The organism is Pseudoalteromonas sp. AWH4_217 (genome assembly GCF_056161105.1).
Map to the genome: position 1 here is coordinate 1 of NZ_JBSWYM010000001.1, position 25,812 is coordinate 25,812.

A 25,812-nucleotide genomic window follows, 5' to 3' on the forward strand; every position below is an offset into this window, starting at 1 on the left:
CCACTGCTGCCTCCCGTAGGAGTCTGGACCGTGTCTCAGTTCCAGTGTGGCTGATCATCCTCTCAAACCAGCTAGGGATCGTCGCCTTGGTAAGCCGTTACCTTACCAACTAGCTAATCCCACTTGGGCCAATCTAAAGGCGAGAGCCGAAGCCCCCTTTGGTCCGTAGACATTATGCGGTATTAGCCATCGTTTCCAATGGTTGTCCCCCACCTAAAGGCATGTTCCCAAGCATTACTCACCCGTCCGCCGCTCGTCATCTTCTAGCAAGCTAGAAATGTTACCGCTCGACTTGCATGTGTTAGGCCTGCCGCCAGCGTTCAATCTGAGCCATGATCAAACTCTTCAATTAAAAGTTTTTTGAAACCGAAGTTTCGTGCTCAATGAATTCTGTATAAATTGACTATGTTAGTCACTCATAAGAAATTGAGACTCTAAATTTTTGTGCGTCATTCAGTAAAACTGAAATCCGCTGTTAGAACTCAATCTGTACGAGTGCCCACACAGATGATTGCTTCATATTTTTAAAGAACAGTGCGACTTAATGTCGCTGCGCTGTTAGCGCTGAGGGTTGTGCATTCTAATCACTTCCCGTTTTATGTCAACACTTAATTTTGATTTTTCTTTCGAAGCATTCAAAGCTAAGTTTTATTTGACTCCCAACTCGCTTGCTCGTTGCTTTTCAGCGTTGTGCCCCGTGTCGGTGGATGCGCATTATAGGGAAATCGAAACCCAGCGCAACCCCTTTTTTGAAGAAAAGTGAGAAAAACGGTGCGTTCGGACATTAATTGTACTAAATAGGTGTTTTTTACATAAAACACCACTAAATCGAGATCAATAATACGAAAAAGGCCAGTCAGGGGATTTCTGACTGGCCTTTATCAATATGCTTTAGTAGGTCATGTGTATACTTAGAACTTGTATTCTATACCGGCGCCCAAGTAATCTTCCTCTACACCATTGTCTTCATCTACGCTTGAGTAGAAAGCATAAAGCTTTGCAGCTTTGCTCAGCTTGTGGTCAATACCGACAGAGATACCATCTACTTTATCGCCTTTATCAAAGTCGATAACCTGATATTGCAGCTTCAAGGTATTTGCACCAAAACCGTATGCCGCGTTTACCATGTAACCGTCAGCTTCGTCAGACCCGTCAACTTTCTCTTGCATCTGGTACATTGCACCCAGTTTAAAGTCTGCTACCTTACCTTGTACTGAGAAACGCACTGCATCGTAGCCTTTTACTTCACTATCAGTTGCAACCGCAGCATAGAATTTAGTGTTCTTTAATTTTGCATCACCATAAGTCAGTGCTGCTGAGAACCCGTTTTCACCTTCAGTGCTGTCTTCAGCGATAAATGTACCTAATACTTTAAAACCATTAAAGCTGGCTGATTTATAAGAAATTGAATCGCCCAGACGGTTTTCACCTTTAAACAGGTTCTTAATATCCGCTTCAAGGTCGTTGAACAGGTCAAGTTTGCCTTGTGACTGTTTAAATGCAGTGTCATTACGGCCAATAACAACCTCACCGAAATTACCTTTCAGACCGACGTATTGGTTACGTGCCGTAATATTGTCATCTTCGCCTTTTGAATCTGCGTCAGAGACATCGACCTGGAACTCCAGCTTATAGATAACTTCAAGGCCAGAATCCAGCTTTTCAGAGCCTTTGAAACCAAAGCGTGATGCATTGCTTTTCACTTCTGTGAATGAGCCTTCACCTTCATCTGAACTCTGTATAGACAGGTTCGCCTTACCATATACATCAACATCAGCGTAAGCGCTCGCAGACAAAGCACCGAAAAGAGAAACAAATAATGCTGATTTGGATAATTTCATGTGTATTTCCTCAAGTATCGCAACACGTAATTTTTTAGACAGGCGCAGTCTGCCAGCGATAAGTGACAGAAATATTACACTCAAAATAAAAGTGACACTAAACTGTCAGCTAGGCATCATAAATAATTCAATAATCTGTAACCTAATCAGGTAAAGATGCCAGCAGACTGGCAATCATCTCTATTTGCTCTAGCTGTTCATTATCCTTGTGATAGGCAACATAGATCTCTCGGGCATTTTGTTCTACTGATTCAATATGAAATAGCTGCTTTTTCTCTATCGATTCGACTGCCAATGCACGGGGTATAAATGCTGATCCTCCACACTGCATAATAAGATCCAAAGCAATACGGCCGGTACTGGTTCTGAAATATGGCGGTGTGCTGCCAGTAAACTGTTTCGCATGCCACAATGAAAAGGCAGTTCCCCAATCTACGTAAACATATTGCTTATCAAAAAAGTCTTCATCTGTTGTCTGCGCCATTGTGCTTACAGGGATGATGGCCAGATGCTTAATTTGCTTTACCACCAGCTCATCAACTTTCGGTGGATCAAATAACACCGCAATGTCGAGCGTCCGCTCCAGTAATAACCGTGTACTTTCCTGCTGAGCCTTGACCTCAGCCACCAAAGAGACCCCAGGCATAGCAGTCACAATGTGGTTAATACCAAACTGCAAAAAGGCATCCCAAATATTCGGCGTACCTGCTAGCGAAAGCTGCTTGTGCATGTTGTTCGCAAGCGCAACATCGACTTTCGCACGCTGCATGCCGGTCAGGATCATATTGGCATGGGGTAATAAACGCTCCCCCGGTGCCGTCAGTTGAATATTATTGCGCTGACGAATGAATAAATTAACGCCAAGGCTTTGTTCTAACTGGCGGATCCGGAAGCTAACGGCAGACTGAGTAATGTATAAATTCTCCGCTGCGCGACCAAAGTGACGGGTCTTTACGACTTCGACAAATGTTTTTAATAGATCTATGTCCACATAGCCCCCTTACGATAAAAAAATCTCGTTTAATTATTTCCACACTATGGTCCATACTCCTGCCAAACAATGCTGAGGATTTCACCATGAGTCAAAATTTAGCGACCTTGAAAGAAGCTTTTGCTACAACAAAACACTTCTATGATGATATTAACTTTCCCCGGGGGTTTTCTCGAAGCGGACACTTTACCCTGCAAGAGTCTGATATTCTGGAAAACCATGGTGCGTTACTTAAAAGCTTATACACTAAAGCCAGTCATCCGCAAAATGAATTTCAGCAACGCTTTGTGGAGGTTATGGGAGGATTAGGGACTCCAGAAAATGCCATGGAAAAAACCTGGACCAAATACCTCAAACTGACGACCTGTAAGACTAAATTCCATACTTTGTTTGGCCGTTCTAAGGTGAGCGCAAATAAAGAAGAAGTCGAAGCCGTCGCTGTGGAAGCGGACGACGACATCTAATGAGCCTTGGGGGGCATCGACTCAATCGATGCCCCAGACTTTTAGGATGTTGCCAGACGACGCTGTGCTTTGCCCGTTCGGTAGGAGTCAAAGCTAAATAGCGCCAAAGCCGACCAGATAAACGCGAACGTTAAAACCCGCTCCGCACTGAACACTTCACCATAAAAAACCACCGCCAAAATGAACATCAGGCTTGGTCCGATGTACTGAAAGAAACCCAACGTTGAATAAGGGATCCGCTTTGCAGCTGCGGTGAAACACAATAACGGCAAGGTTGTAACCACACCCGCACTGATCAATAAAAGATTAGTGTGCCAGTCATTGAGCATCATGTTGCTGGTCTCACTGGGTGTTAACCACCACCAGTACCCAAGTGCAATGGGCAACAAAATAACGGCTTCGATTAATAATCCCGGTAAAGATTCTACCGCCATGGTCTTGCGTAACAAGCCATATATGGCGAAGGAACCGGCCAGTGAAAACGCAATAACAGGAAACGAGCCAAAACTTACCAGCTGCAACACCACCCCAACGAATGCCAGGCCAACCGCAAACTGCTGACGAGGTCGAAGACGCTCCTGCAGAAACAGCATACCTAATAGTACATTCAGTAAGGGATTAATATAGTAGCCCAGGCTCGCATCCAGCATATGACCATTGTTCACCGACCAGATAAATAAACCCCAGTTAAATCCGAGCAACAAAGCCGTAAGGATCAACATCAGCATCAGCTTAGGCTGGCGTAGCACGGTCATCACCTTTGACCAATTCAGCTTTATAGCGATGATCAGCGCAATAAAGAGTACAGACCAGACCACACGGTGGATCAGGATCTCAAGCGCATCAACCTGATCCAGTGATTTAAAATAGATAGGGGCTAGTCCCCACATTAAAAACGCTAAAACGGCAAAGGTATACCCCTGCTTAGTTTCACTACTCGCTCCCATTCACTTCTCCCAAGCACAATCAAAATTGGTATCTACTCATTCCCATAGATGCCAAGCGCGCAGTATACCGCAATCTGTACCCGCCAGTATGATTTTCCTGTGATCAAAAACAAAAGACATCTGGCGTAAAACCCACTAAAATGCGCTCGATGGAAAATCTTGCAACTCACTCAATCGACACACCGCACGGCGTACTGAAAGAAGTTTTTGGCTACAGTGACTTTCGTGACGGACAACTCGACGTCATTCAGGCGTGCCTGGACGGGCGCGATAGCTTAGTATTGCTGCCCACCGGAGGTGGTAAATCTCTGTGCTATCAGGTACCTGCTTTGTTATTGCCTGGCACCTGCATTGTGGTGTCACCGCTTATCTCTTTAATGCAAGATCAGGTTGCACAACTCAAGGCGCTGGGTATCTCCGCCGAGTTCATCAATAACAGTATTGATCGCGCGCAGCAGCAAGCTATCTATCAACGTCTGCATCACGGCGAAATCAAGCTATTGTATGTTGCGCCAGAGAAAATACTCCAGAGTGAGTTTATTGAACGTCTGAGTCACCTCAAGTTGGGGTTGTTCGCTATTGATGAAGCACACTGTGTATCGCATTGGGGGCACGACTTCAGACCGCACTACTGTCGCCTGCATGAGTTAAAGCAGCGTTTTGCCACTGTCCCTATGATGGCATTGACGGCAACCGCCGATCTGGCAACCCGCAGCGATATTGTCACGCAACTCGGTCTGATCACGCCGTTTATCCACACAGGTAGTTTTGACAGGCCGAATATTCGCTACACTATAGAAGAGAAGTTCAAACCTCTGTCACAATTGATGCGCTATCTGCGCACTCAAAAAGGGCAAAGTGGTATTGTCTACTGCTCAAGTCGTAAACGCGTGGATGACATCGCCGAAAAACTGGTCGAGGCCGGTTTTAACGCTGCGGCATATCACGCGGGTATGACCAATGAGCAACGCCAGTTCGTACAAAATGCATTTTCTCGTGACGATATTCAGATAGTGGTTGCAACCGTGGCATTTGGTATGGGTATCAACAAATCAAATGTGCGCTATGTTTTGCATTATGACATTCCCAAAAGCATTGAAGCTTACTATCAGGAAACGGGTCGAGCAGGACGTGATGGCCTGGCCGCAGAAGCCATTATGTATTTCGACCCGGCGGATATTGGTCGGGTAAAACGCTTTTTTGAAGATATTGAGGACGAGCATCGCCGTAGGGTCGAAGAGCAACGTTTCAATTCTATGGCCAGCTTTGCCTCGGCACAAACCTGTCGACGCCAGATCCTGCTCAATTATTTCAGTGAATATCAACGCGAGCCCTGTGGCAACTGTGATATCTGCCTGAATCCACCCAAGCGATTTGATGGTACTTTGGTTGCTCAGCAAGCTTTATCCTGTATTTACCGGGCTGAGCAACGTTTTGGGCTCGGTTATATTGTGGATGTACTGCGTGGCGCAAATACCGCACGGATCCGAGATAACCAGCACCATACACTGAGTACGTATGGAATTGGCAAAGAACACAGCAATGAATACTGGCTGAGTATCCTGAGACAACTGATACACCATGGGCTAGTTGCACAAGATATCACCCAGGGTGCCGCACTCAGGCTCACCGAAGGCGCGCGTTCGGTTTTGCGTGGTGAATACGCATTGCAACTTGCTCAGCCACGTCTTGAAGCCAAACATGTTTATCAGGATAAACTGGCTCAGTTCAATTACGATAAGAAACTGTTTGCAAAATTACGTAGCCTGCGTAAAGAACTCGCCGATCAGGATGACGTGCCGCCTTATGTTGTCTTTAGTGACAAAACGCTGGCGGAAATGGCGCAGCTCACCCCGACGAATGATAGTGAATTCCTGAAAGTATCCGGTGTGGGCTTTACCAAGTTGAGCAAGTATGGTGCACCTTTTATGCAACTGATCCGAAACTACCTCGATACCGATTAACCTGACTCATTGACCGGAGTAACCGTGACAACCCACATAAGCCACCAGCCAGATCAGGACTGCATTATCGTTAGCCCTGCTTCTTTGCCAGATGCAGATGAATTCGAGCTGTGGGGACAAATTTTCTTGCATCTGGATGGCATTACTTTACTTGAGTTTCATCTTGGCGCAGACCGTCACCAATGGCGTTTTAGTTATGCTGGCCACCCTTATAATCTCAATTTTGAGCACTACAGCGACAGCATCTGGATCATGCCGGAAGGCCTTGGTGCGACTGAACATTTGCCGGATCTGGTTACATTATTTCGGTTAAATTTACAACAATAATATAGACTTAGTTGAGCAGCTATGGCTAACATAGGCCATAATTAAAAGTACGTTCATTCACTACAGGCTGTTCTATGGGTTGGGTTGTTCGCGTTTCTATACTAACAATACTCGCAACGGTGGCGACGCACTCTCCAGAGGCAGCAGCCAGCACGCCGCTTAGTGCACTGGAGAGCTGTAGCAATCTCCGCCCGGACACGCCCGAAGACAACAACCTTCACCGTCAGCTGGACAGTGAAGACTCCCTGCCCGATTTAAAGAATGCCTCGGTTGTTAGCATTGACCTAAAACAACTCAACGTCTTTGATACCTCTTTGCCAGAAGAAGACAATGCTGTGTTTCGCTTTGCGAACCGAGCGCATGCCACCACTAAACCTGAGGTGATCCGTAATTTGCTGCTGTTTACTCAGGGCAGTGAATATGATCCAAAACTATTACGAGAGTCAGAACGGTTACTGCGTCAACAACCCTATATTTACGATGCAAGAATCTTCGCTGAGCAAACCTGTGACGGGGAAGTGGCTGTTACTGTCGTCACACGCGATCTTTGGACATTGTTGCCCGACATCAGTTTCAGCCGCAGTGGTGGTGACAATTCAAGCCGCCTTGGTTTTCGTGAATCTAACTTATTGGGTTATGGCAAACGTTTATCACTGACGCATATCTCCGACCCTGACCGCAGTGGATATTTGTTTGTTTACGACGATCCACAAATTCTCTCTAGCCGCTATCAGGGGCGAGTGGAATATGCGGACAATGATGATGGCAAAGTGCACTATGTTGGCATTGCCTATCCATTCTTTTCGATTTCCACCCCCTTCAGCTATGGTGTCAGTAACTTAAGTAATCGCAGGGTTGAGTCTCTTTACAATCTGGGCGAGGAGATTTCCGAATACGAGCAGCTGAGTGAAATAACCAATCTCTACATTGGTCGCGCTTTTGCACTTGACGACGACTGGACGCGACGACTTCTGTTGGGGTATCAGGATGAAAAGCAAGAGTTTGCCCCGATACGTGCAACCACCTTACCGATAGCTGAAGACCGCACTGTACGTTACCCCTATATTCAGGCACAGTGGTTTGAAGATGCCTATATCAAAGTGCGAAATTTTGATTCTATTTATCGCACCGAAGATTTGAACTTAGGTTGGAATATCAATGCCTTGATTGGCTATTCAGACAGCGGCCTCAGTGATGATGATAGTCGTTGGGTTGGAGCATTCAACGCAAGTAAGGCTCACTTTACATCTGAAGACAGCCTGCTTCGCTTCGCTTTCAATTTAAATGGTTACTGGAATAAACGCGATAATCAGGCCGAGAATTTAATGATCAGTTCACGGCTTCAGTACTACCTCAATACCAGCCTCAGACAATCCTGGTATGCACAACTGGAGGTTCAATATGGCAAACACCTGAGTGCCGATCAACAGATCACCTTAGGGGGAGAAACGGGTCTCAGAGGGTACCCAAGTAATTACCTGCAGGGAAATCGCCGAATTCTACTCAACCTTGAAAAGCGCTATTACTGGGAATACGATTTACTACATCTATTTAAAGTTGGTGGCGCGGCGTATTTTGATATTGGCCGAGTAGACGGCCGGGCTCTGCCACCCTCTTTGCACGATGACCCGGAAATATCACGCATACTGACACCACAGCAGCAGCACGCTTTGACACATCAGATCCAGGGTCAGTTTTTGAAAAATGTGGGCCTGGGGCTTCGACTTGCTCCAAGCCGTGCGAATTCGGGATTGGTTCTGCACCTGGACGTCGCCGCACCACTCGATGGACCTGACAACATTGACTCAGTGCAATGGTTGTTTACGGTCAAAAACCGCTTTTAACCTGTCAAATTTCCCTGATATCATTCAGTTTTATTTGTACATAAATGGGTATACCTCATGCCAGACACCCTTACGACGTTTTTACTCGCTGAGTATAAATTGATCGTCACTCTGCTTTTCATTTTTCTGTTTCCGTTGCTACTCAAGTTAGCAATCAAAGTGCTGCACAAAATCACTCGCGGGAAAATTGATCTGCATCGTCAACAACGAGCCGAACTGCTGTTAAAAGGTTTGGTTGGAGCGGTGTTGCTGTGTCTGTTGCTGGTGTTCTGGGGCATCGAATTGCGGGGGTTGCTGGTATTAGGCTCTTCCTTATTTGCGATGCTCGGTGTCGCGATGTTTGCTGCCTGGTCTTTACTTAGCAACCTCACAGCCTTCCTGATCATGTTTGTTCAAAATGATTACAGGCTTGGCAACTGGGTCCGGGTCATTGACGGTGCGAACTTCATTGAAGGCTGTATTGTCGAGATGGGACTAATGAATGTGGTACTGCGTCATGTTGATGGACACAAGGTCGTTTACCCCAATAACCTGTTTGTCACACGCCCTGTCTGGGTGCTCTCAGAAGCACCGGCTAAACCAAAACACATCGCCGAGCGACGGGTACTTGGTCCTAAAAAGTAATCATTGGCGCCGATTGTCATAGCCTAGTGACATGGCGCATGATATACAATAGCCGTATGCGTATAAACATAATCAATTTGAGGCATTCACGCTGTCGCTAGCGGCGATTAAAGATACCTCATTTAGAACAACTCGGGTTTTCACTGAGGTGTGCTCATCTCATGATGAGCGTTCTTTTGATGCTCATTGGTATAACTTTTAAAGTGAACAAGGAAGGAACGATGAATACACGTAAACTATGTGCAACCATTATTGCCGGTACACTGATACTCTCCGGCTGTAAGAGTTTAGTGCAGAAGGGAAACAAGTTATACGAAGCGGGCATGTATGATCAATCAGCTGAGTTTTATGAACAAGCCCTGGCTGAAGACCCCCAGGATATCGAGGCACGTCAGGGGCTGACCTTAGCACGCAATAAAATCATTGACCGTGGTCTTATAGATGTGCGCATGCTGCGTTTAGCAGGCAATCATACCGGCGCGGCGCTCAAACTTGAGGCGCTGTTGCGCAATCAGATCAGCTGGCATATTGAGCCAGTCGGCCCCATGGCCGATACACAAAGCGAAGAGCTCAGGTACGCAAATGCCTGGCTTAAACAAGAAGCCCAGCAATTGTCAGGTTCTGCCTACCCGGATCAGTTTCGTTACTTTGAAATGCGTTATGCATTTTTAATTGCCAATGCCAGACTGAGCAACAGCTTTGTACACTATCATGACCAGTTACAGGCCAACGCCGTGCGACAATGTGACAAGCTCAAAGCCGCTCAAGGCCAGGGCCGACTTTTTCTGCAGCGCTTTTATCGAAAATATTGTCAGGCCTGGAACTTAACTATCCAGCTCGATGATACTGTCACCGACAAGTCTCTGTATTCTGAGATCCGTATTGACCCGATGCTTTCTGTACAAGTACACGATACCAGCACACAAAGGCAACGCTTGCAAACTGCACTCTCCCAGCTGAATGACACTTTCAGAGACAGTCTGTGGTATCACTCGCAAGGCACAGAAACATTCACACTTAAGGTTCACGCCGCATTTAAACATACCCGCAAAACTGAGCTGGTCAACCGGCAAAAGCACTATACATTAGAGCAAGAACAACCCAATCCGAACGAACCGGGTATGCTCATGGAAGTGGAAGCTGCGAAAGTATATCAGTACCCCGTGACTGAGTTTACTGAGCATTTTAGTCTGGATATGATGTATCTGGGTTACATAGGTGGACAACATATAGAGCACAAGGTCGACGATAGTCAGGTGCATTACACGCAAAGCCACTATGCCGATTTCCCGGATCTCGACTTGTCGCCCCAGAAGGCCCGTTTTCTGGATGTCAGTTCACGCCTGGATAAGCAGCTGTCTGAGTTACGAACCCAGTTTAAGGCAGATTTAGACCAGGCCTGGCAGCAAACCTATTGCGAGAATAAACTGGCTGCCGCCAGTGGTGAAAATGTCCTGCGCTGCGCCAAACTGGCACCCCATAACGACTATGTCAACAACTGGTTTAACAAGCACTTTGGACTCAATTACCAGGCAATGTCGAGTCTCTACTCACTTTAGTCTTTATTCGTAGTCCGTTTACAGAACAAGCAGAGTGGGAACACAGCACTTGGCGAGATACCGACTTCATGCTAACTTCTCGCTCAGTTTAGACTAACAGGAAGCATTTTATGCCTAAAGCCAGTGAAATTAAAAAACACGCCGCGATTGATTATAATGGTCGCGTTATGATCGTCCGAGACATTGAGCGCTCAGTACCACAAGGCCGTGCTGGCGGCAGTTTGTACCGTATGCGTATGTACGATGTCGTCAATGGCGGTAAAGTAGATGAAACGTTTAAAGCGGAAGAAATGCTGCAACTGGCTGATTTAACTCGCCGTCCTGCTATGCTTTCTTATATTGATGGCGAAGAATATGTGTTTATGGATGAAGAGGATTACACCCCTTACCATATCCACAAAGACTCGATTGCTGAGCAGGTTCTGTTCATCAACGAAGAAACCAAAGGTCTGTTGATTGTGGTTGTTGAAGGCACGCCGGTTTCATTGGATCTACCGTCAAGCGTTGAGCTGGTGATCGAAGAAACAGCACCATCAATCAAAGGCGCATCGGCCAGTGCCCGCACTAAGCCAGCTACCCTGACAACAGGTCTGGTTGTGCAGGTACCTGAGCATATTTCCACGGGTGATAAGATTAAGATTAACACGGCAGAATCTAAGTTTATGAGCCGCGCAGACAGTTAATCTCAGTGTGCCCGCAACAGGATCGCGGGCACCTAATTTGGGTAAATAAAGTTCAGTTAATTTATATTATACAATAGCCGTTTGACGCAAAAATCGGTAACATGCTCCACAACAGCAGATTAAATTGGACAGGTTTGTGGTCATACTCGGGTGGCTCTCCACCGCGTTGATAGATGGAATTGGACACGGATGAAAACAAGTAAGCTGAGTATCAGGCTATTATGGTATATCACTCCTTTGGTGATACTGCCACTGCTATTGCTCGGTGGTTTTACGCTTACCAACGTCACCAGTTCTACTCAAAAACAGGCAAAACTCATTGTCAGCCGCTTTGTTGAACAGCAACAACAAAAAATGTTCAACTACATGGAGATCTATCAGTCCACCACCAAGTTGCTATCGACTTCACCGGTACTCAGTGATTTTTTGAGCATGCCTGAGGTAGCCAGTCAGGAAAAAACCCAGCGCTTAGGGGCACTCATGGATGTGTTTGCCAGTTACACCGAAGCCTATCCGGATATTCTCAGTATTAACCTGGTTGATGAACGTGGCCAGAGTCATGCTTTCTATGCCAGTAATCTCAACCGGGCACCTCAGTCTTATCCCTTTTTTGCTCAGGTCAGGCAAAGTAATTTGCGCCAGCAACAGTTTATGCAGGCATCAAATAATGGTGGTACACAACTGTACTTTGTGCAGCAAATCTACGGGGTGGATTTCAACCTCAACCGTCCTCAGCGAGAGGGCTATATTATCGTCCAGGTTGCCCCTTCAATTATTAGCAGCAGTATTCTTGAAGCGCCCTATGACAACACCTTAAACCTACTGGTATCCGCCTCCGGTGAGGTGTTATTTAGCTCCGACAGTCATTTTAATCAAAGCTTTCTGAGCGTTGAAGAGATGGCTCAAATCAATACCCTGGCAGATAAAGGCAAGCTGGACTCGCTGGTATTACCATCCATCGACAACCTTCGCCGTATGACCTATAGCGCACAGCTCAGTGGCGGCTATTACTATATCTCTACCATCCCAAAAACGATTTTATATCAGTCGGGTAAAGCAATCAGCCTGACAACAGCCCTGATCGTGATACTGTCTGTGATCACCCTGCCAATTTTGATCTTTATCGTAGTCAGAAACCTGCTGCTGACTCCTATCGAGCTACTTGGCGAAGCCAGCCATCGCGTTGGGGATGGGGATCTCTCTGTTGCCTTGCCCGCGCACGATGATGACGAAGTCGGGATACTGTTTGATGACTTTAATCACATGATCAAACAGATCCGGGATTTCCAGGGAGAGCTGGAGGATTACAAATTACACCTGGAAGAAAAAGTCGAAAACCGCACCCGGGCACTCGAAGAGATGAACCAACAGCTCGAAGTGGCGATTGCGGAAGCTGAGCAGGCCAGTCAGCTAAAAAGCCGCTTCTTAGCGAATATGAGCCACGAGATCCGCACCCCATTAACCGCTATCATGGGGTTCACCGAGCAGATGCTGCACTCCCCCAATGCCACTAATTCAGCTCTGCATCTGGATACCATTTTACGTAATTCACGGCACCTTCTTGAGCTTATAAATAATATCCTTGATCTGTCTAAGATAGAAGCCGAGAAACTGGCTGTTGAACGAGATCCTATCGAGTTACTTCACTTGCTCAAGGATGTGGAATCCATCATTGCGCCCATGGCAGAACAGAAGCAGCTGGACTTTTCAATGCACTATGCATTGCCACTGCCTCAGCAGCTGTTCAGTGATGAAACCCGACTCAAGCAGATTTTATTGAATATCGCAACGAATGCGGTGAAGTTTACCGAAACAGGCAGCATTGAGATCAGTGCCCGTTATCGCTCAGATACCGCCCTGTTTGAGTTTGAAGTTAAAGACAGTGGCATTGGTATGTCGCAGGGTGAAATGTCGCGGGTATTTAAACCCTTTGAGCAGGCAGACTCCACCACCACTCGCCGTTTTGGTGGTACCGGCCTGGGGCTCTGTATCTCTAAGAACCTGGCCCAGTTACTCGGTGGTGATGTCAGCGTAGAAAGCGCTCAGGGTGTTGGCAGTCGATTTATCATCACCATTGCAGCCAACCACTCGCACAGTGCGTTTGCGTGGATCGAAGACGAAGCGCAGCTGGCACATGACCACGTGGTCTCTACCTTGCAACTTGATCAGACTCAGCTTGAGGCTGACATTCTGCTTGCTGAAGACAACCCGGATAATCAGGAATTACTGACGCTGCTATTAGGGGCCTGGGGACTCAACCCGGATATAGCCAGCAATGGCGCACAAGCCGTGGAGATGGCGCTGGTGAACGATTACGATCTCATTCTGATGGACATGCAAATGCCGGTCATGGGCGGACTGGAAGCCACTGAAATGCTCCGACATGCTGCTTATGATGGTCCAATCATTGCGCTGACCGCGAATGTCATGAAACATGATATAGACACTTATCTGGCGGCAGGTTGCGATGCCACACTCGCCAAACCCATCGATCGTGAAAAGCTCGGAGCCGTGTTGCTTAAGTATTTGCAATTGGAAGAAGACAAAAGCTCGCAGTGGAACTCGTTACTGCAAAGTGAAAAATACCTGCAGATCAGCCGCAACTATGTTGAGAAGCTACCCGACCAGCTGACGCAACTGGAACACTTTTTTGGCGCTCAGGAGTGGGAATCACTCAGAGCACTGGCGCATAGCCTGAAAGGCAGTGCCGGATGTTTTGGTTTTACTAATATTCATAATGCTGCCGGCGACCTGGAAACTTGCCTGCGCGAAGATAACCCTACAAAATGGGAATATGCAATGCTGACGCTCACTCAGGCCATCAAGTACACCCTTGAACAGGAGCACGCCTGACTCTGTGCAGCGTACGGGATAGTGTGATCACCCGTCCGTCAGTTCAGGGTTAAAGAGTACTTTGCCCATCAGCACCGCGTCTTCTTTGCCTTCTGCGCTGGGGTAGTAGTTTTTGCGTACGCCCATCTCAGTGAAACCCGCCTTATGATATAAGCCAATGGCCGCTTCATTACTTACCCGTACTTCCAGAAAGATATTTTCGGCGTTATCTTGCTCGCTCCTTGTCATGAAATGCGCCAGCAACTGCCAGGCCAGACCCTGCCCCTGACAAGCAGGAGTGATACAAATATCCATCAGTGTAAAGTCAGGTCCAGCGCGCTCACCTACATAAAACCCGACTAAGCGCTCATCCAGATACAGGGCAGCATTAAAGTAACGACCGCTCAAACACGACTGCATCGTCTTGATGGTCCAGGGATGGCTATGACAGGCCTGTTCAATGTCCATGAGCTGTTGCAGTGGTACGTTGGCCAGATGATCCGACAGGATAGCAACGCTCATTGTTGTGCGCTCCAGATCTGCTGCCACAAGATGCGTTTTTGCTCACCTGTCAGCTGCGCATCCGGCACAATCAGTTGTGCTTGTTGCCCGTTACAGGCCCAATTTACAGCATCACCTTTCACGACACTTAACTCACCAACATTGGCGGCTTTGCACAGATCATGTTGCAGCTGCTCATTCAGCGAGAGCGGCTCATGTTCGACAGACACAGGGTCTGGTTTGGCTGGCTGTGGATTGGGATCAAACGCCGATTTAAGTTTAAGTGGCATTACACCAAGTAACTGAGCCTGAGCTGCATGCATGTAAAAACACCGAGAAAATTAAATGCTGAGAATTCTAGAATATGCGCGTAATGACTGCAATCTGAATTGTATTAAATATGGGAATTATCGAGAAATCGAGAAGGAAGTGGCAGGGGCGGCAGGACTCGAACCCGCAACCATCGGTTTTGGAGACCGCTGTTCTACCAATTGGAACTACGCCCCTGCAATGTCGACGCATTATAATGAGCAATTTGAAAAGGTAAAGAGAAAATATCACATTTCTGATCGTTTGCTGATTTTATCAGCAAAAAGGGCGAATAGTTACCCTATCCGCCCTTTTATTAACCAATATCAGGTGCCTGGTGAGTGATTATTCCCACTCGATCGTCGCAGGCGGTTTACCTGAGATGTCGTACACCACGCGAGAAATACCGTCGATTTCGTTGATGATGCGGTTTGAAACCTGGCCCAGGAACTCATACGGCAGGTGTGACCAGCGTGCCGTCATAAAGTCGATGGTTTCTACACAGCGTAGTGAGACAACCCAGTCGTACTTACGTGCATCACCCATCACCCCTACTGAGCGTACAGGCAGGAATACAGTGAAAGCCTGAGACACTTTGTGGTACAAATCAGCCTTGTGCAATTCTTCGATGAAGATAGCGTCGGCACGACGTAGCAGGTCGCAGTATTCTTTCTTGATCTCACCCAGTACACGAACACCCAGACCTGGACCCGGGAACGGGTGACGGTATAGCATGTCGTACGGCAGGCCGAGCTCCAGGCCAATCTTACGTACTTCGTCTTTAAACAGCTCACGCAGCGGCTCTACCAGGCCCAACTCCATGTCTTCTGGCAAACCACCTACATTGTGGTGAGACTTGATCACGTGTGCTTTACCTGTGGCTGACGCCGCAGATTCAATCACGTCCGGGTAGATGGTGCCCTGTGCCAGCCATTTGGCGTTAACACGCTTGCCCGCTTCTTCGTCGAATACTTCAATGAAGGTATGGCCAATTGCTTTACGCTTGTCTTCCGGGTCATCAATGCCTTTAAGGGCATTCAGGAAGCGGTCTTCTGCGTCCACTTTAATGATGTTCAGGCCAAACTTATCGCCGAACATGTCCATCACCTGCTGGCCTTCGTTAAGGCGTAGCAGGCCATTGTCAACGAATACACACGTAAGCTTGTCGCCGATAGCGCGGTTGATAAGCATAGCAACCACAGATGAATCAACCCCGCCCGACAGGCCCAGGATCACTTCGTCATCACCTACCTGCTCTTTAATACGTGCAACTGCATCTTCGATGATTTGGCTTGGTGTCCACAGTTTTTCACAGCCACAGATATCCGTCGCAAAGCGCTCTAGCAGACGCAGACCTTGTTGCGTGTGTGTTACTTCCGGGTGGAACTGCACGCCGTAGAAGCGTTTCTCTTCCCAGGACATAGCTGCATGCGGACAGGTTTCTGTTTTTGCAGAAGTGATGAACTGCTCAGGGATCTCGATAACCTTGTCACCGTGACTCATCCACACGTCCAGTTTGCCAATGCCATCTTCGATGTGATCTTCAATCGCTTCAAACAGGGCACAGTTACCCACTTTTTCTACTTTCGCGTAACCAAACTCTTTCTTATCTGAGCTGTGTACTTTACCACCCAGCTGTGACGCCATGGTTTGCATGCCGTAACAAATACCAAGTACAGGCACACCGGCATTGAACACATATTCAGGCGCGCGCGGGCTGCCTTCTAAAGTCGTTGACTCCGGACCACCTGACAGAATGATACCCTGCGGATTAAATTCGCGGATCTGCTCCTCGGTTACATCCCAGGCCCATAGCTCACAGTAAACGCCGATCTCACGGATCCGGCGGGCGATCAATTGAGTGTATTGAGAACCAAAATCTAAGATCAAAATACGGGAATCATGGATGTCTTTGCTCATTGATAATCTCGTTTGTTAGGAAGCGATAAAATTAGTAAAGCATAGTAAAAGTACTTTACCTAAATGACCGGGCAAGTTTGCCTGCCCAACGCATTGTGTTTGTTTGTATCCGCCTTATAAATGCAGACACTAAAATTAAGAAGGGCCGGCAACCGCCAGCCCATTTTTACCCGCCGGGATTAACCCATGCGGTAGTTTGGAGCCTCTTTGGTGATCTGTACGTCATGGACGTGCGACTCACCCATACCAGCAGAGGTCACGCGGACAAACTGCGGCTTTGTATTCAGCTCTAAAATAGTCGCGCATCCTGTCAGGCCCATGGCACTGCGGATCCCGCCCACTTGTTGGTGGATGATGGTCGCGATTGGGCCTTTATAAGCCACGCGGCCTTCAATGCCTTCCGGAACCAGTTTTTCAGCAGAGTTGCTCTTTTGGAAGTAACGATCCGATGAGCCTTCTTTTTGGTTCATCGCGCCCAGTGAGCCCATACCACGGTATGACTTGTAGTAACGACCCTGATACAGCTCAACCTCACCCGGTGCTTCTTCAGTACCAGCCAGCATAGAACCAACCATGACACACGATGCACCAGCAACCAGGGCTTTAACAATGTCACCTGAGAAGCGGATACCGCCGTCAGCAATCACCGGAATGTCACGTCCTTTCAGGCCATCAACGGCATCTGAAATTGCTGTGATTTGAGGCACTCCACACCCAGTTACGATACGTGTGGTACAGATAGAGCCAGGGCCGATACCCACTTTCACCGCATCCACACCCGCGTCAGCCAGTGCAACAGCACCTTCAGCCGTCGCCACGTTACCCGCCACAATTTGCAAGTCCGGGTACGCTTCGCGGGTTGCTTTAACACGATCAATAACGCCCTGAGAGTGACCATGCGAAGTATCGATAAGTAATACGTCAACGCCAGCAGCAACCAGCGCAGCGATTCGCTCGTCAGTACCTGCACCCACACCCACAGCTGCACCTACGCGAAGACGGCCTTGCTCGTCTTTACATGCGTTTGGTTTTTCTTGCGCTTTTTGATAATCCTTGACGGTGATCATGCCTTTCAGTTTGAACGCGTCATCAACCACTAAGATTTTCTCGATGCGGTGCTCATGCATCAAACCCAGGATCTCTTCACGTGATGCGCCTTCTTTCACCGTCACCAGATCCGCTTTTTGTGTCATTACAGATGACACAGGCTTATCCAGTTTAGTTTCGAAGCGCATATCACGGCTGGTGATGATACCTTCCAGTAGGTTGTTCTCGCCAACCACTGGGAAGCCTGAGAAACCATTTTCTTCAGCCAATGCTAACGTATCAGCAATGGTCTTGTCTGCGGTCACGGTAACCGGAAAAGAGACAATCCCCGCTTCGTACGCTTTTACTTTACGTACATTGCGCGCTTGTTCTTCAATGGTCATATTTTTATGGATAAATCCGATGCCACCTTCCTGTGCAAGTGCAATTGCAAGGCGTGCTTCAGTGACTGTATCCATAGAGGCAGAAACTAATGGCAAATTAAGTTCAATACCACGAGTCAGGCGTGTTTTTAAGTTCGCAGTGTGTGGTAGAACAGTTGAATGAGCGGGTACTAAAAGTACGTCGTCAAAGGTAAGGGCTTCTTTTGCAATTCTTAGCATGTGTGCGGCATCTCTCAAGTGAAACTGAGTATAAGGAATTGCGTGCGCATTTTATCAGCGTTCCTTATGCGAGTAAATAAAATTTAGCAAAAATATGCTAGAGTGTTCGTGAATTTTTTATGGAGCTGAGTATGTCGTTGCCACAACAAGAAAAAGTTTATTCGGTGTCGCGCCTGAATCGAGAGATCCGCAGTTTGCTGGAACAGGGGTTCGCTTCTTTACAGCTGACGGGCGAAATCTCCAACTTTGTCGCCCCGGCGTCCGGACATTGGTATTTCTCGCTCAAAGACGACAAAGCCCAGGTAAAGGCAGCCATGTGGCGTGGCAACAACCGCTACTGTCGCTACCGGCCACAAAACGGTGAGCAGGTACTGGTGCAGGCTCGGGTGTCTGTATATGAACCCCGCGGTGATTATCAGTTAATCGTCGAACATATGGCACCGGCAGGTGAAGGCCTGCTAAAACAACAGTTCGATGCACTCAAACTGCGCCTGGCCGGTGAAGGCTTGTTCAGTAGCCAGCATAAGCAACCACTGCCAGCACGAATAAACCGGGTGGGCGTCGTGACGTCTCCAACCGGGGCCGCAGTCAGAGACATTTTGTCGGTTCTGAAACGTCGTGCACCTCAGCTGGAAGTGGTGATCTACCCGACTCAAGTACAAGGCCAGGAAGCACATCATCAGATTGCCGCACAAATTGAGTTGGCGAATATTAGAGGTGAAGTAGATGTACTCATTGTTGGTCGTGGCGGTGGCTCGCTTGAAGATCTGTGGTGCTTTAACGAAGAAACCGTGGCACGGGCCGTCTTCGCCAGTCAGCTGCCAGTGATCAGCGCCGTTGGGCATGAAATCGATACCACCATCAGTGATTATGTCGCCGACTTGCGTGCCCCAACCCCTTCAGCCGCCGCTGAGCTGGTCAGCCCGGATGGGGCAGAAATTCAGGCTCAGTTAGGTCAACAGAAGCAGCGCCTGGGCAGCGCAATGCTGCGCTATCTGGCCCATCATGCTCAGCAGCTGCAAAATTCTCATCAGCGGCTGTTACTCCAACACCCGCAGGCACAGCTAATGCAACAGGCACAAAAAGTAGATGAACTGAGTAGCCGATTGCACAGGGCAATGAACCACCAGCAACACCGTGCTCAAAGTCGCGTTACCCTGGCACAACATCGCTTGGCGCAGTTTCATCCAGAGCAAAAGTTGCGATACGCACATCAACATCTGGACAGCCTGAAAGAAAAGCTCACCCGGACAATACAGGCTTCACAGCAACAACATACGCAGCAACTGGCTTTGCTCGCAGCCAGGCTCGACAGTGTCAGTCCGCTGGCCGTTTTGTCGCGAGGCTACAGTATTACTAAATCTGGCGAGAAAGTGGTGAAATCAACCCGGGATGTAACGGCAGGCGATATACTCACCACAGAATTACACGATGGTCGGTTGCAAACCCAGGTCATTGATGTCACACCGGCTGAGCCAAATAGCGAAAACAATTAATACTCAGTGGCCAGCTCACGCATGCTTTTGGTGCTAAAATGCACCAGCATACCTTGCGCCGTTTGCTGCGCAGAGCTGATCTTAAATTGCTTTATCCAGGAACTATTAAAGAGGCTGTCATTCAGGCGTTGCCACTGCATGGCATCGATATCCTCACTGCGCGGCACAAAGCTGAGCTGACAGACATGGCGCTTGCAGCCATAACTGGCGTAAGTAAAGTATGTACTGAGATCGCTGGTGTACAGAAAGTCCCCAAGCTGCAATTCCAACTCATCGGCCCAGACAGGGTCCCGCGATTCAGCTTGAAATATCTCGGCCAGCTGACGGTTAATATTGCCCGATGAAGGGGGTCGTTGTTGCTGGGCGGACTGCTCCGGCTTCGGTGATGTATGGTTTTGGACCTGTTCCAGCTCTTCTTGTAACTGAAGAATTTGCTGTTGCAGCGCTATCAGTTCGGTGCTGTTGGCCGGGTCAGAGGCACTTTCTGGTTGAGCCTGCTCCAGGAGCAAAGGAGCTGTGTGTTGGGTCGCATCGCCAGCGTTAGCCAAAACCGAAGTGGCAGGCTGTACTGGGTCATCTGATGCAAACCACCAGGTTAGAGGAGCCGCAATGGCTGCCCCCAGCAACATCCACAAACACTTTTGGCTCAGGCTATCCATAAAGCACTGCCAGCTTACTCAGTCACATGCTAGAGCATAGCACTGGTGTGTGATTCGTTACGGGCTATCAGATCTTCATCCAGAAAGTTTTGATCCATAGATTCTGCCGGGCAAGAACAGGGCGGTTTGCCAACCACTTTCGCGGGCACACCCACCACTGTGGTGTGTGGATCTACGGCTTTCAATACCACTGAGCCTGCACCTATCCGCGCGCCTTCGCCCACTTCAATGTTGCCCAGTACTTTGGCACCCGCGCCGATCAATACGCCTGCACGTATTTTGGGGTGACGATCGCCTTGCTCATTACCGGTTCCCCCTAAGGTAACCGATTGCAAAATAGAGACATTGTTCTCTATTACTGCAGTTTCACCTATGACTATACCAGTCGCATGGTCAAACATAATGCCATGGCCGACTTGACAAGCAGGATGGATATCAACACCAAATACTTCGGATGTACGGCTTTGGATAAAACGCGCGAGCTCTTTTCTGTCTTGTCGCCATAAGCAATGGGCGAGTCGGTGTGCTTGTATTGCATGAAAGCCCTTAAGGTTTGAAATAACGTTAAGATAGCTATCGGCAGCCGGGTCACGATCTTTAACCGCTTTTATATCATGTGCCACATGCGTCAGCATACGGTCGCAATCGACAAAGGCCTGGTCGAATAGTTCACGAATGGTGAATGCAGACACCACGGCGTCTGCCAGCTTGTTTGCCACAATAAAACTCAATGCCGCACCCAGACATTCATGATTTAAAATACTTGAATAAACATGGCTGGCGAGCAACGGCTCGCGATCAACTAATTCGGTGGCTTCCTGACGAAGCTTTTGCCAGATCTCGTGTCTCATAAACTGCACTTTTTCAATAATTCCAAGGCCTTTGTCTATCTTACCCTGCAATGCAGTAAATTAGCAGTGATAGTCAAATGCTTCTTGCATCAATTTGTTATTAATTATAACCCGAAATAGCGAGCAGGGGATGGGAAACCAGGCGGATACACGATCCGCCTGACAAACTCAGAGCCCGGCAGAGGGCTCTGATGGGGCGTTACTTGAAGACCGCTTCTGCGTTCATCACCTCGATGTTCGCAGCCGGAATAGCCAGTTTGTAGTTGGCAATTTGCTTATCTTCATCGATAAGTGCTTGCGGTTTTTGCGCATTATAGTGCATCGGCGACTCAGTCTGATTCACCAGACGTGCTTTCATATCAGCCGCGTCTCCTGTCACAAACACATAGTGAATGTTGTCACTTTGCAGGTTTTCGCGGATCACCCGATTCACATCTTCTACGGTCAGCGAAGCAAGTTGCGCGCGTACGTAGTTCACAAACTCATCAGTATTGTAGAACTGGCTGTCCAGCGCATACCCAAGCTGACGATCCTGACTGGCAACCATCTGAGGCACAAAGTTACTCAGGAAGTTACGGGTGGCAGAGAAATCACTCTCAGTCATGCCCTCTTTAATCAGCTTGTCTAACTCAAACTGAGCAACACGAGTGGCAAAGTGCGCGTCGTTATTAGAACGCAGCGGACGTAACCACACCTGGAAAATTTGCTCAGAGCGGCCCAGGTTGGCATCGGGCTTAGTCTGGAACATACCACGCGGGAAGTACTCAATATAAGCATAGTCACCATAGTTCATACCACGCACCTGACGGATCCGCTGGAACAGGTAAGCGTTTGAGTTACGGTGCTCACCAAAGTAAGAGCGCACCAGCCATAAGGCAGTCCAGTCTTTGCTGCTGCGGATGGTATCGATTGGGAAACCAAACGATACTGCAGTCGATTTTGCGCTCTTCTCAACGATAGTAGCATGTCGACCCTCTAATGCTGGCGCATCCGGGATCGTCAGCCGAGACTTCTCCCCTTTGGGCAGCTTAGCCAGATCAGTGAGCATACGTGCTTTAAGCTGCTCATCCAGCGCACCGGTGATCCCCACGTTCAGTTTTGCCTGAGTAAACTGGCTGTGGTAGAACGCTTTCACATCATCCAGAGTCAATGCTTCGAGATCGGACAAATCGCCCAGATTGTAACTCTCGTATGGATGGCCCTGATACAATTTATGATACAGCACCTCTTTGCCCAGCTCTTCATCATTTGATGCTTTAAGGCCCGCTTTGATGTTGTCGATCAGCTCTTTTTTCAGACGTTTAAAGTCATCTTCTCTAAAGCCTGGATTGAGTAACTGTTCACTGATCAAGGCATACCATTGTGCAGCATTGTCCTTGTGCACCCGACCACGCAGTGACAGCATTTCTTTGTCAATCTGATAATCAAAGCTACCTGCAATGGGATACAGGGCTTTTTGGATTTCTTTATAAGACTTGCTCTGCGAGCCACCATTGGCAATCATGGCAGCAGTCAGGGCGGCCACGCCTTTTTTGCCTTTAGGATCCGCGGCAGCCCCAGTGTAAAACAGTAGATTCACATCAACCAAAGGTGAAGCATTGGTTTTATCCAGTACGGTGAATTTCTGTTGTTTTGGTTGGCTTTGTTGCGACACCAGCGCATCCAGTTCAACTTCTTTGTCAAACCCAGCGACTTGGGTCAATGCCGACATCGTCACTGTGGTACGGCCACTGTCAACGAAATAACGGTTGGCGACATCGCGAATGTCTTCAGCCGTGATGGAATCACTGGTCGCATACAAGGTGTTGATCACTTCAGGATCGCGCTCGAAATGCATATATTCCGCCAACATGCTGGCAATCGCCTGCGACGAGTCCAGGCCGTTGGCAAAGCTATATTTGCGGTTCGACTTCAGTGCAGCCAGCTTATCACTGTCAACCAGCTCAGTGCGCGCGTTAGCATAAGTACGATTGATGGCATCGCGTACCACAGCTAAGTCACTTTCTTCATTAACCTTCACAAACACGTGAAGCAGACCCGGATCTTTGGTCTCCGGATTATAAGTGAACATCTGGCTGGCAATTTGCTTATCGACTACCAGCTCCTGATAAAGCTCTGAGTTTTCAGAGAAATAAAGCTGTGAGAGCAGATCCAATGCGGCACGGTCTTTCTTTGCAGGTTCCCATGCAGCCCCTTTATAGGAAACCAATAACCAGTGGCCCGGCAACCCTTCGTAGTGTTCATGCACATACCTGGCTTGTTGCTGCTTCGGCTCCACCGGAATATCGGCAACATAGTTACCACGCTGCCAGCCACCCCAGTGCTTTTTAACCATTGCCATGGTTTCCTGCGGATCGACATCACCCACAATCACGATAGACACGTATTCAGGCTTATAGAAACGCTCAAAAAAGATTTGGCCATATTCCATTTGATCCGGCATGGCTTCAATATCTTCGAAGAAGCCCATGGTGGTATGCTTGTAGGTGTGCTTATCAAATGCTTCTTTACGCACCGCACTTAACAACTTTCGGATCGGGCTGGCGTTGTTCTTCAGGTATTCACCTTTGACCGTCAGCGCTTCGGTACGGAACTGCGACTCACTGTAGCTTAGGTTTTGAAAAATATCCGCTTTGATCTCAAGGACCTTATCCAGGTGCTCTTTTGAGAAATTCAAATGGTAATTAGTATAATCGTTGGTAGTGTATGCGCGGTTGTCCACCCCGGAGTTTTTCAGAATGTCGGCATAGACATCCTGTGGAAACTTCTCAGAACCTTTAAACATCATATGCTCAAAGAAGTGAGCAAACCCGGTTCTGCCCGGCTCGACTTCGTTACGCGAGCCAACAGAGACTGGGATCTGCAGTGACACAACATCTGGGTAGTCGGTTTTCACCACCATCACACGTAAGCCATTATCCAGCTCTTCAAGAACATAGTCTTGTGCAAACACTTTATTGCTGGCCTGCGCCTCTATGCTGGTTGGCCCCTGCTGCGCCGATTGTTGCGTTGCGGTGCAGCCGGCCAGAGCCAGTGACACAGCCAGGCTGGTCGCCAGTAGTTTAAATTTCATATGCTTCCCTTAAATTTGTCGTGATTTTTATTCTTGGTCCCATTGTAATTGGGACGCATAGTTCCCAATTATGCCGCAATCCCACCTTAATTCATCTTTACACGCCCAAATAATGTAAAGAAATATGAACTAAATTTCCCTGAATAAACCGGCGGGCAAACAACAGCTTGCTCCAACATGACGAAAACACCATGAGAGAAATTCATCTGTATTGAATTTGTTTCAAGAAAAAAATCTATCTAGACGTCTAAATGGCTGCTATATTAGATCCCATACACTGAATTTTTGCCGGAATCTGGACCATGGCGTTATCACTACAAGAGAAAATCTTAGACCCGAACCAAGGGGTATATTTGATTGGTACGACTCCGCCCAAATCTGGTACGGAGCAGGATAAGGTAAAACGTATTGCAACTAAGCTTTTGGATCGACTGCATGAAATTGAATATGACGGCGTTATCGTTTACGACATTCAGGATGAAAGCAGCCGCACCGATGTGCCCCGCCCTTTTCCGTTTAAGGAAACCGTCGACCCGTGCGAGTACAGCCGTCTGGTGAAGTCGTTGTCACAACTGGACGTGATCACCTATAAAAGTGTGGCACAACGTGATAGTAGTGAATTTAACCAGTGGCTTAGCAACACCAAACAGGAATTTGGCCTGAACAATCTGGTCCTGGTTGGCTCTCCTTCATCACAGGGTAAAATTAACTTGCCACTGCCAGACGCTTATCAGGCCCTAGCTGCGCACCAGGCAGACTTTTTTCTGGGCGGTGTAACCATTGCAGAGCGTCATGCATCCAAACGCAATGAACATGAACGCCTGATTGAAAAAACCGCTCAGGGCTGTGAATTCTTTATTTCTCAGGCAGTTTATAATGCTCAGGCAACCATAGACCTGATCACCAGCTATGCCCGTACCTGCAAACAACAAGGCATTGAGCCGAAGCGGCTGATCCTGACTTTTACCCCCTGCGGGGGTGAGAAGACGCTGCAATTTATGGAATGGCTTGGGATTTCAGTACCTGAAGCGACCAAGTGGCGCATGCTGGATGCAGACAATACCCTGAGTGAATCGATCCGCATTTGTCGTGAAAATCTGGATTCTATTCTGCGTAGCTGTGCCCAACTGGATGTCCCGCTGGGACTGAACATAGAAAGTCTGACTAACCGCAAAGAAGAAATCGATGCATCGATCAATTTGTACCGTTTGCTCAAAGCCACTATGGAGCTGACGCTGGCAGAAAAACAGATCGCTTGAGCGATTCACAAAGACATAA

The 25,812-nt window shown here is 48.0% G+C and carries 20 protein-coding genes, 1 tRNA gene and 1 rRNA gene; 10 read left to right on the plus strand and 12 right to left on the minus strand.

Going from position 1 to position 25,812, the window contains the following annotated elements; all coding sequences use genetic code 11:
- The 3 genes from ACXAH1_RS00005 to ACXAH1_RS00015 form a co-directional block, all read right to left on the minus strand.
- Nucleotides 1-352: ribosomal RNA gene (locus ACXAH1_RS00005) — 16S ribosomal RNA — on the minus strand; the annotation flags it as partial.
- A 559-nt stretch (nt 353-911) separates the two neighbouring features.
- Nucleotides 912-1,841 carry a porin gene (locus ACXAH1_RS00010; protein WP_253046965.1) on the minus strand — a complete coding sequence of 310 codons (930 nt, stop codon included), beginning with the start codon at nt 1,839-1,841 and terminating at the stop codon, nt 912-914.
- A gap of 142 nt (nt 1,842-1,983) precedes the next feature.
- Nucleotides 1,984-2,832, minus strand: coding sequence for a LysR family transcriptional regulator (locus ACXAH1_RS00015; protein ID WP_475192803.1), 849 nt, complete (start codon nt 2,830-2,832; stop codon nt 1,984-1,986).
- A gap of 86 nt (nt 2,833-2,918) precedes the next feature.
- On the opposite strand from ACXAH1_RS00015, the gene ACXAH1_RS00020 reads away from it, so the two are divergent.
- The gene (locus ACXAH1_RS00020) at nt 2,919-3,296 is read left to right on the plus strand and encodes a MaoP family protein (protein ID WP_138545421.1); all 378 of its coding nucleotides are present in this window, start codon (nt 2,919-2,921) and stop codon (nt 3,294-3,296) included.
- Nucleotides 3,297-3,337: 41 nt separating this feature from the next.
- Here ACXAH1_RS00020 and rarD read toward each other — a convergent pair whose 3' ends face one another.
- Nucleotides 3,338-4,243: an EamA family transporter RarD gene (gene rarD / locus ACXAH1_RS00025; RefSeq protein ID WP_475192806.1), complete on the minus strand. Its 906-nt coding sequence runs from the start codon at nt 4,241-4,243 to the stop codon at nt 3,338-3,340.
- Nucleotides 4,244-4,392: 149 nt separating this feature from the next.
- Here rarD and recQ point away from each other — a divergent pair, with 149 nt between their 5' ends.
- The 7 genes from recQ to ACXAH1_RS00060 all read left to right on the plus strand — a co-directional run bounded on the left by recQ (nt 4,393) and on the right by ACXAH1_RS00060 (nt 14,097).
- Nucleotides 4,393-6,207, plus strand: coding sequence for a DNA helicase RecQ (recQ, locus tag ACXAH1_RS00030; protein ID WP_475192807.1), 1,815 nt, complete (start codon nt 4,393-4,395; stop codon nt 6,205-6,207).
- A 24-nt stretch (nt 6,208-6,231) separates the two neighbouring features.
- Entirely contained in the window at nt 6,232-6,534 is a 303-nt protein-coding gene (locus ACXAH1_RS00035; protein WP_475192809.1) for a DUF3630 family protein, read from the plus strand.
- 74 nt (nt 6,535-6,608) lie between these two features.
- Nucleotides 6,609-8,378, plus strand: coding sequence for a BamA/TamA family outer membrane protein (locus ACXAH1_RS00040; protein WP_475192811.1), 1,770 nt, complete (start codon nt 6,609-6,611; stop codon nt 8,376-8,378).
- 57 nt (nt 8,379-8,435) lie between these two features.
- Complete coding sequence (locus ACXAH1_RS00045) at nt 8,436-9,002, plus strand: mechanosensitive ion channel domain-containing protein (RefSeq protein ID WP_138551371.1); 567 nt, start codon at nt 8,436-8,438, stop codon at nt 9,000-9,002.
- A 221-nt stretch (nt 9,003-9,223) separates the two neighbouring features.
- Nucleotides 9,224-10,561, plus strand: a complete 1,338-nt coding sequence (locus ACXAH1_RS00050; RefSeq protein WP_475192812.1) for a tetratricopeptide repeat protein — start codon at nt 9,224-9,226, stop codon at nt 10,559-10,561.
- Nucleotides 10,562-10,671: 110 nt separating this feature from the next.
- Nucleotides 10,672-11,244, plus strand: coding sequence for an elongation factor P-like protein EfpL (gene efpL, locus ACXAH1_RS00055; protein WP_054014673.1), 573 nt, complete (start codon nt 10,672-10,674; stop codon nt 11,242-11,244).
- A 189-nt stretch (nt 11,245-11,433) separates the two neighbouring features.
- A complete protein-coding gene (locus ACXAH1_RS00060; RefSeq protein WP_475192815.1) occupies nt 11,434-14,097 on the plus strand; it encodes an ATP-binding protein in 2,664 nt (887 codons plus the stop codon).
- Between the two features lie 27 nt (nt 14,098-14,124).
- Here the strand turns inward: ACXAH1_RS00060 and rimI are convergent, their stop codons facing one another.
- The 5 genes from rimI to guaB all read right to left on the minus strand — a co-directional run bounded on the left by rimI (nt 14,125) and on the right by guaB (nt 18,455).
- Nucleotides 14,125-14,598 carry a ribosomal protein S18-alanine N-acetyltransferase gene (gene rimI, locus ACXAH1_RS00065; RefSeq protein WP_475192816.1) on the minus strand — a complete coding sequence of 158 codons (474 nt, stop codon included), beginning with the start codon at nt 14,596-14,598 and terminating at the stop codon, nt 14,125-14,127.
- Complete coding sequence (locus ACXAH1_RS00070) at nt 14,595-14,900, minus strand: hypothetical protein (protein WP_475192818.1); 306 nt, start codon at nt 14,898-14,900, stop codon at nt 14,595-14,597. Before ACXAH1_RS00070 ends, rimI begins: the two co-directional genes overlap by 4 nt.
- Nucleotides 14,901-15,007: 107 nt before the next feature.
- Nucleotides 15,008-15,084: transfer RNA gene (locus ACXAH1_RS00075), tRNA-Trp, on the minus strand.
- 147 nt (nt 15,085-15,231) lie between these two features.
- Complete coding sequence (gene guaA / locus ACXAH1_RS00080) at nt 15,232-16,806, minus strand: glutamine-hydrolyzing GMP synthase (protein WP_046006173.1); 1,575 nt, start codon at nt 16,804-16,806, stop codon at nt 15,232-15,234.
- Between the two features lie 179 nt (nt 16,807-16,985).
- Nucleotides 16,986-18,455 (minus strand): IMP dehydrogenase, encoded by a 1,470-nt coding sequence (guaB, locus tag ACXAH1_RS00085; protein WP_054014677.1) that lies wholly within the window; start codon nt 18,453-18,455, stop codon nt 16,986-16,988.
- 131 nt (nt 18,456-18,586) lie between these two features.
- On the opposite strand from guaB, the gene xseA reads away from it, so the two are divergent.
- Nucleotides 18,587-19,951, plus strand: coding sequence for an exodeoxyribonuclease VII large subunit (gene xseA, locus ACXAH1_RS00090; RefSeq protein ID WP_475192820.1), 1,365 nt, complete (start codon nt 18,587-18,589; stop codon nt 19,949-19,951).
- Here xseA and ACXAH1_RS00095 read toward each other — a convergent pair.
- From ACXAH1_RS00095 to ACXAH1_RS00105, 3 genes are all read right to left on the minus strand, one after another.
- Nucleotides 19,948-20,610, minus strand: a complete 663-nt coding sequence (locus ACXAH1_RS00095) for a hypothetical protein (RefSeq protein WP_475192822.1) — start codon at nt 20,608-20,610, stop codon at nt 19,948-19,950. The genes xseA and ACXAH1_RS00095 overlap by 4 nt on opposite strands.
- Nucleotides 20,611-20,639: 29 nt before the next feature.
- A complete protein-coding gene (cysE, locus tag ACXAH1_RS00100; protein WP_253046927.1) occupies nt 20,640-21,461 on the minus strand; it encodes a serine O-acetyltransferase in 822 nt (273 codons plus the stop codon).
- Nucleotides 21,462-21,660: 199 nt separating this feature from the next.
- Nucleotides 21,661-24,534: a M16 family metallopeptidase gene (locus ACXAH1_RS00105; RefSeq protein ID WP_475192823.1), complete on the minus strand. Its 2,874-nt coding sequence runs from the start codon at nt 24,532-24,534 to the stop codon at nt 21,661-21,663.
- 302 nt (nt 24,535-24,836) lie between these two features.
- Between ACXAH1_RS00105 and ACXAH1_RS00110 the strand changes: the two genes are divergently transcribed.
- The gene (locus tag ACXAH1_RS00110) at nt 24,837-25,793 is read left to right on the plus strand and encodes a methylenetetrahydrofolate reductase (RefSeq protein ID WP_253046921.1); all 957 of its coding nucleotides are present in this window, start codon (nt 24,837-24,839) and stop codon (nt 25,791-25,793) included.
- Nucleotides 25,794-25,812 lie beyond the last annotated feature (19 nt).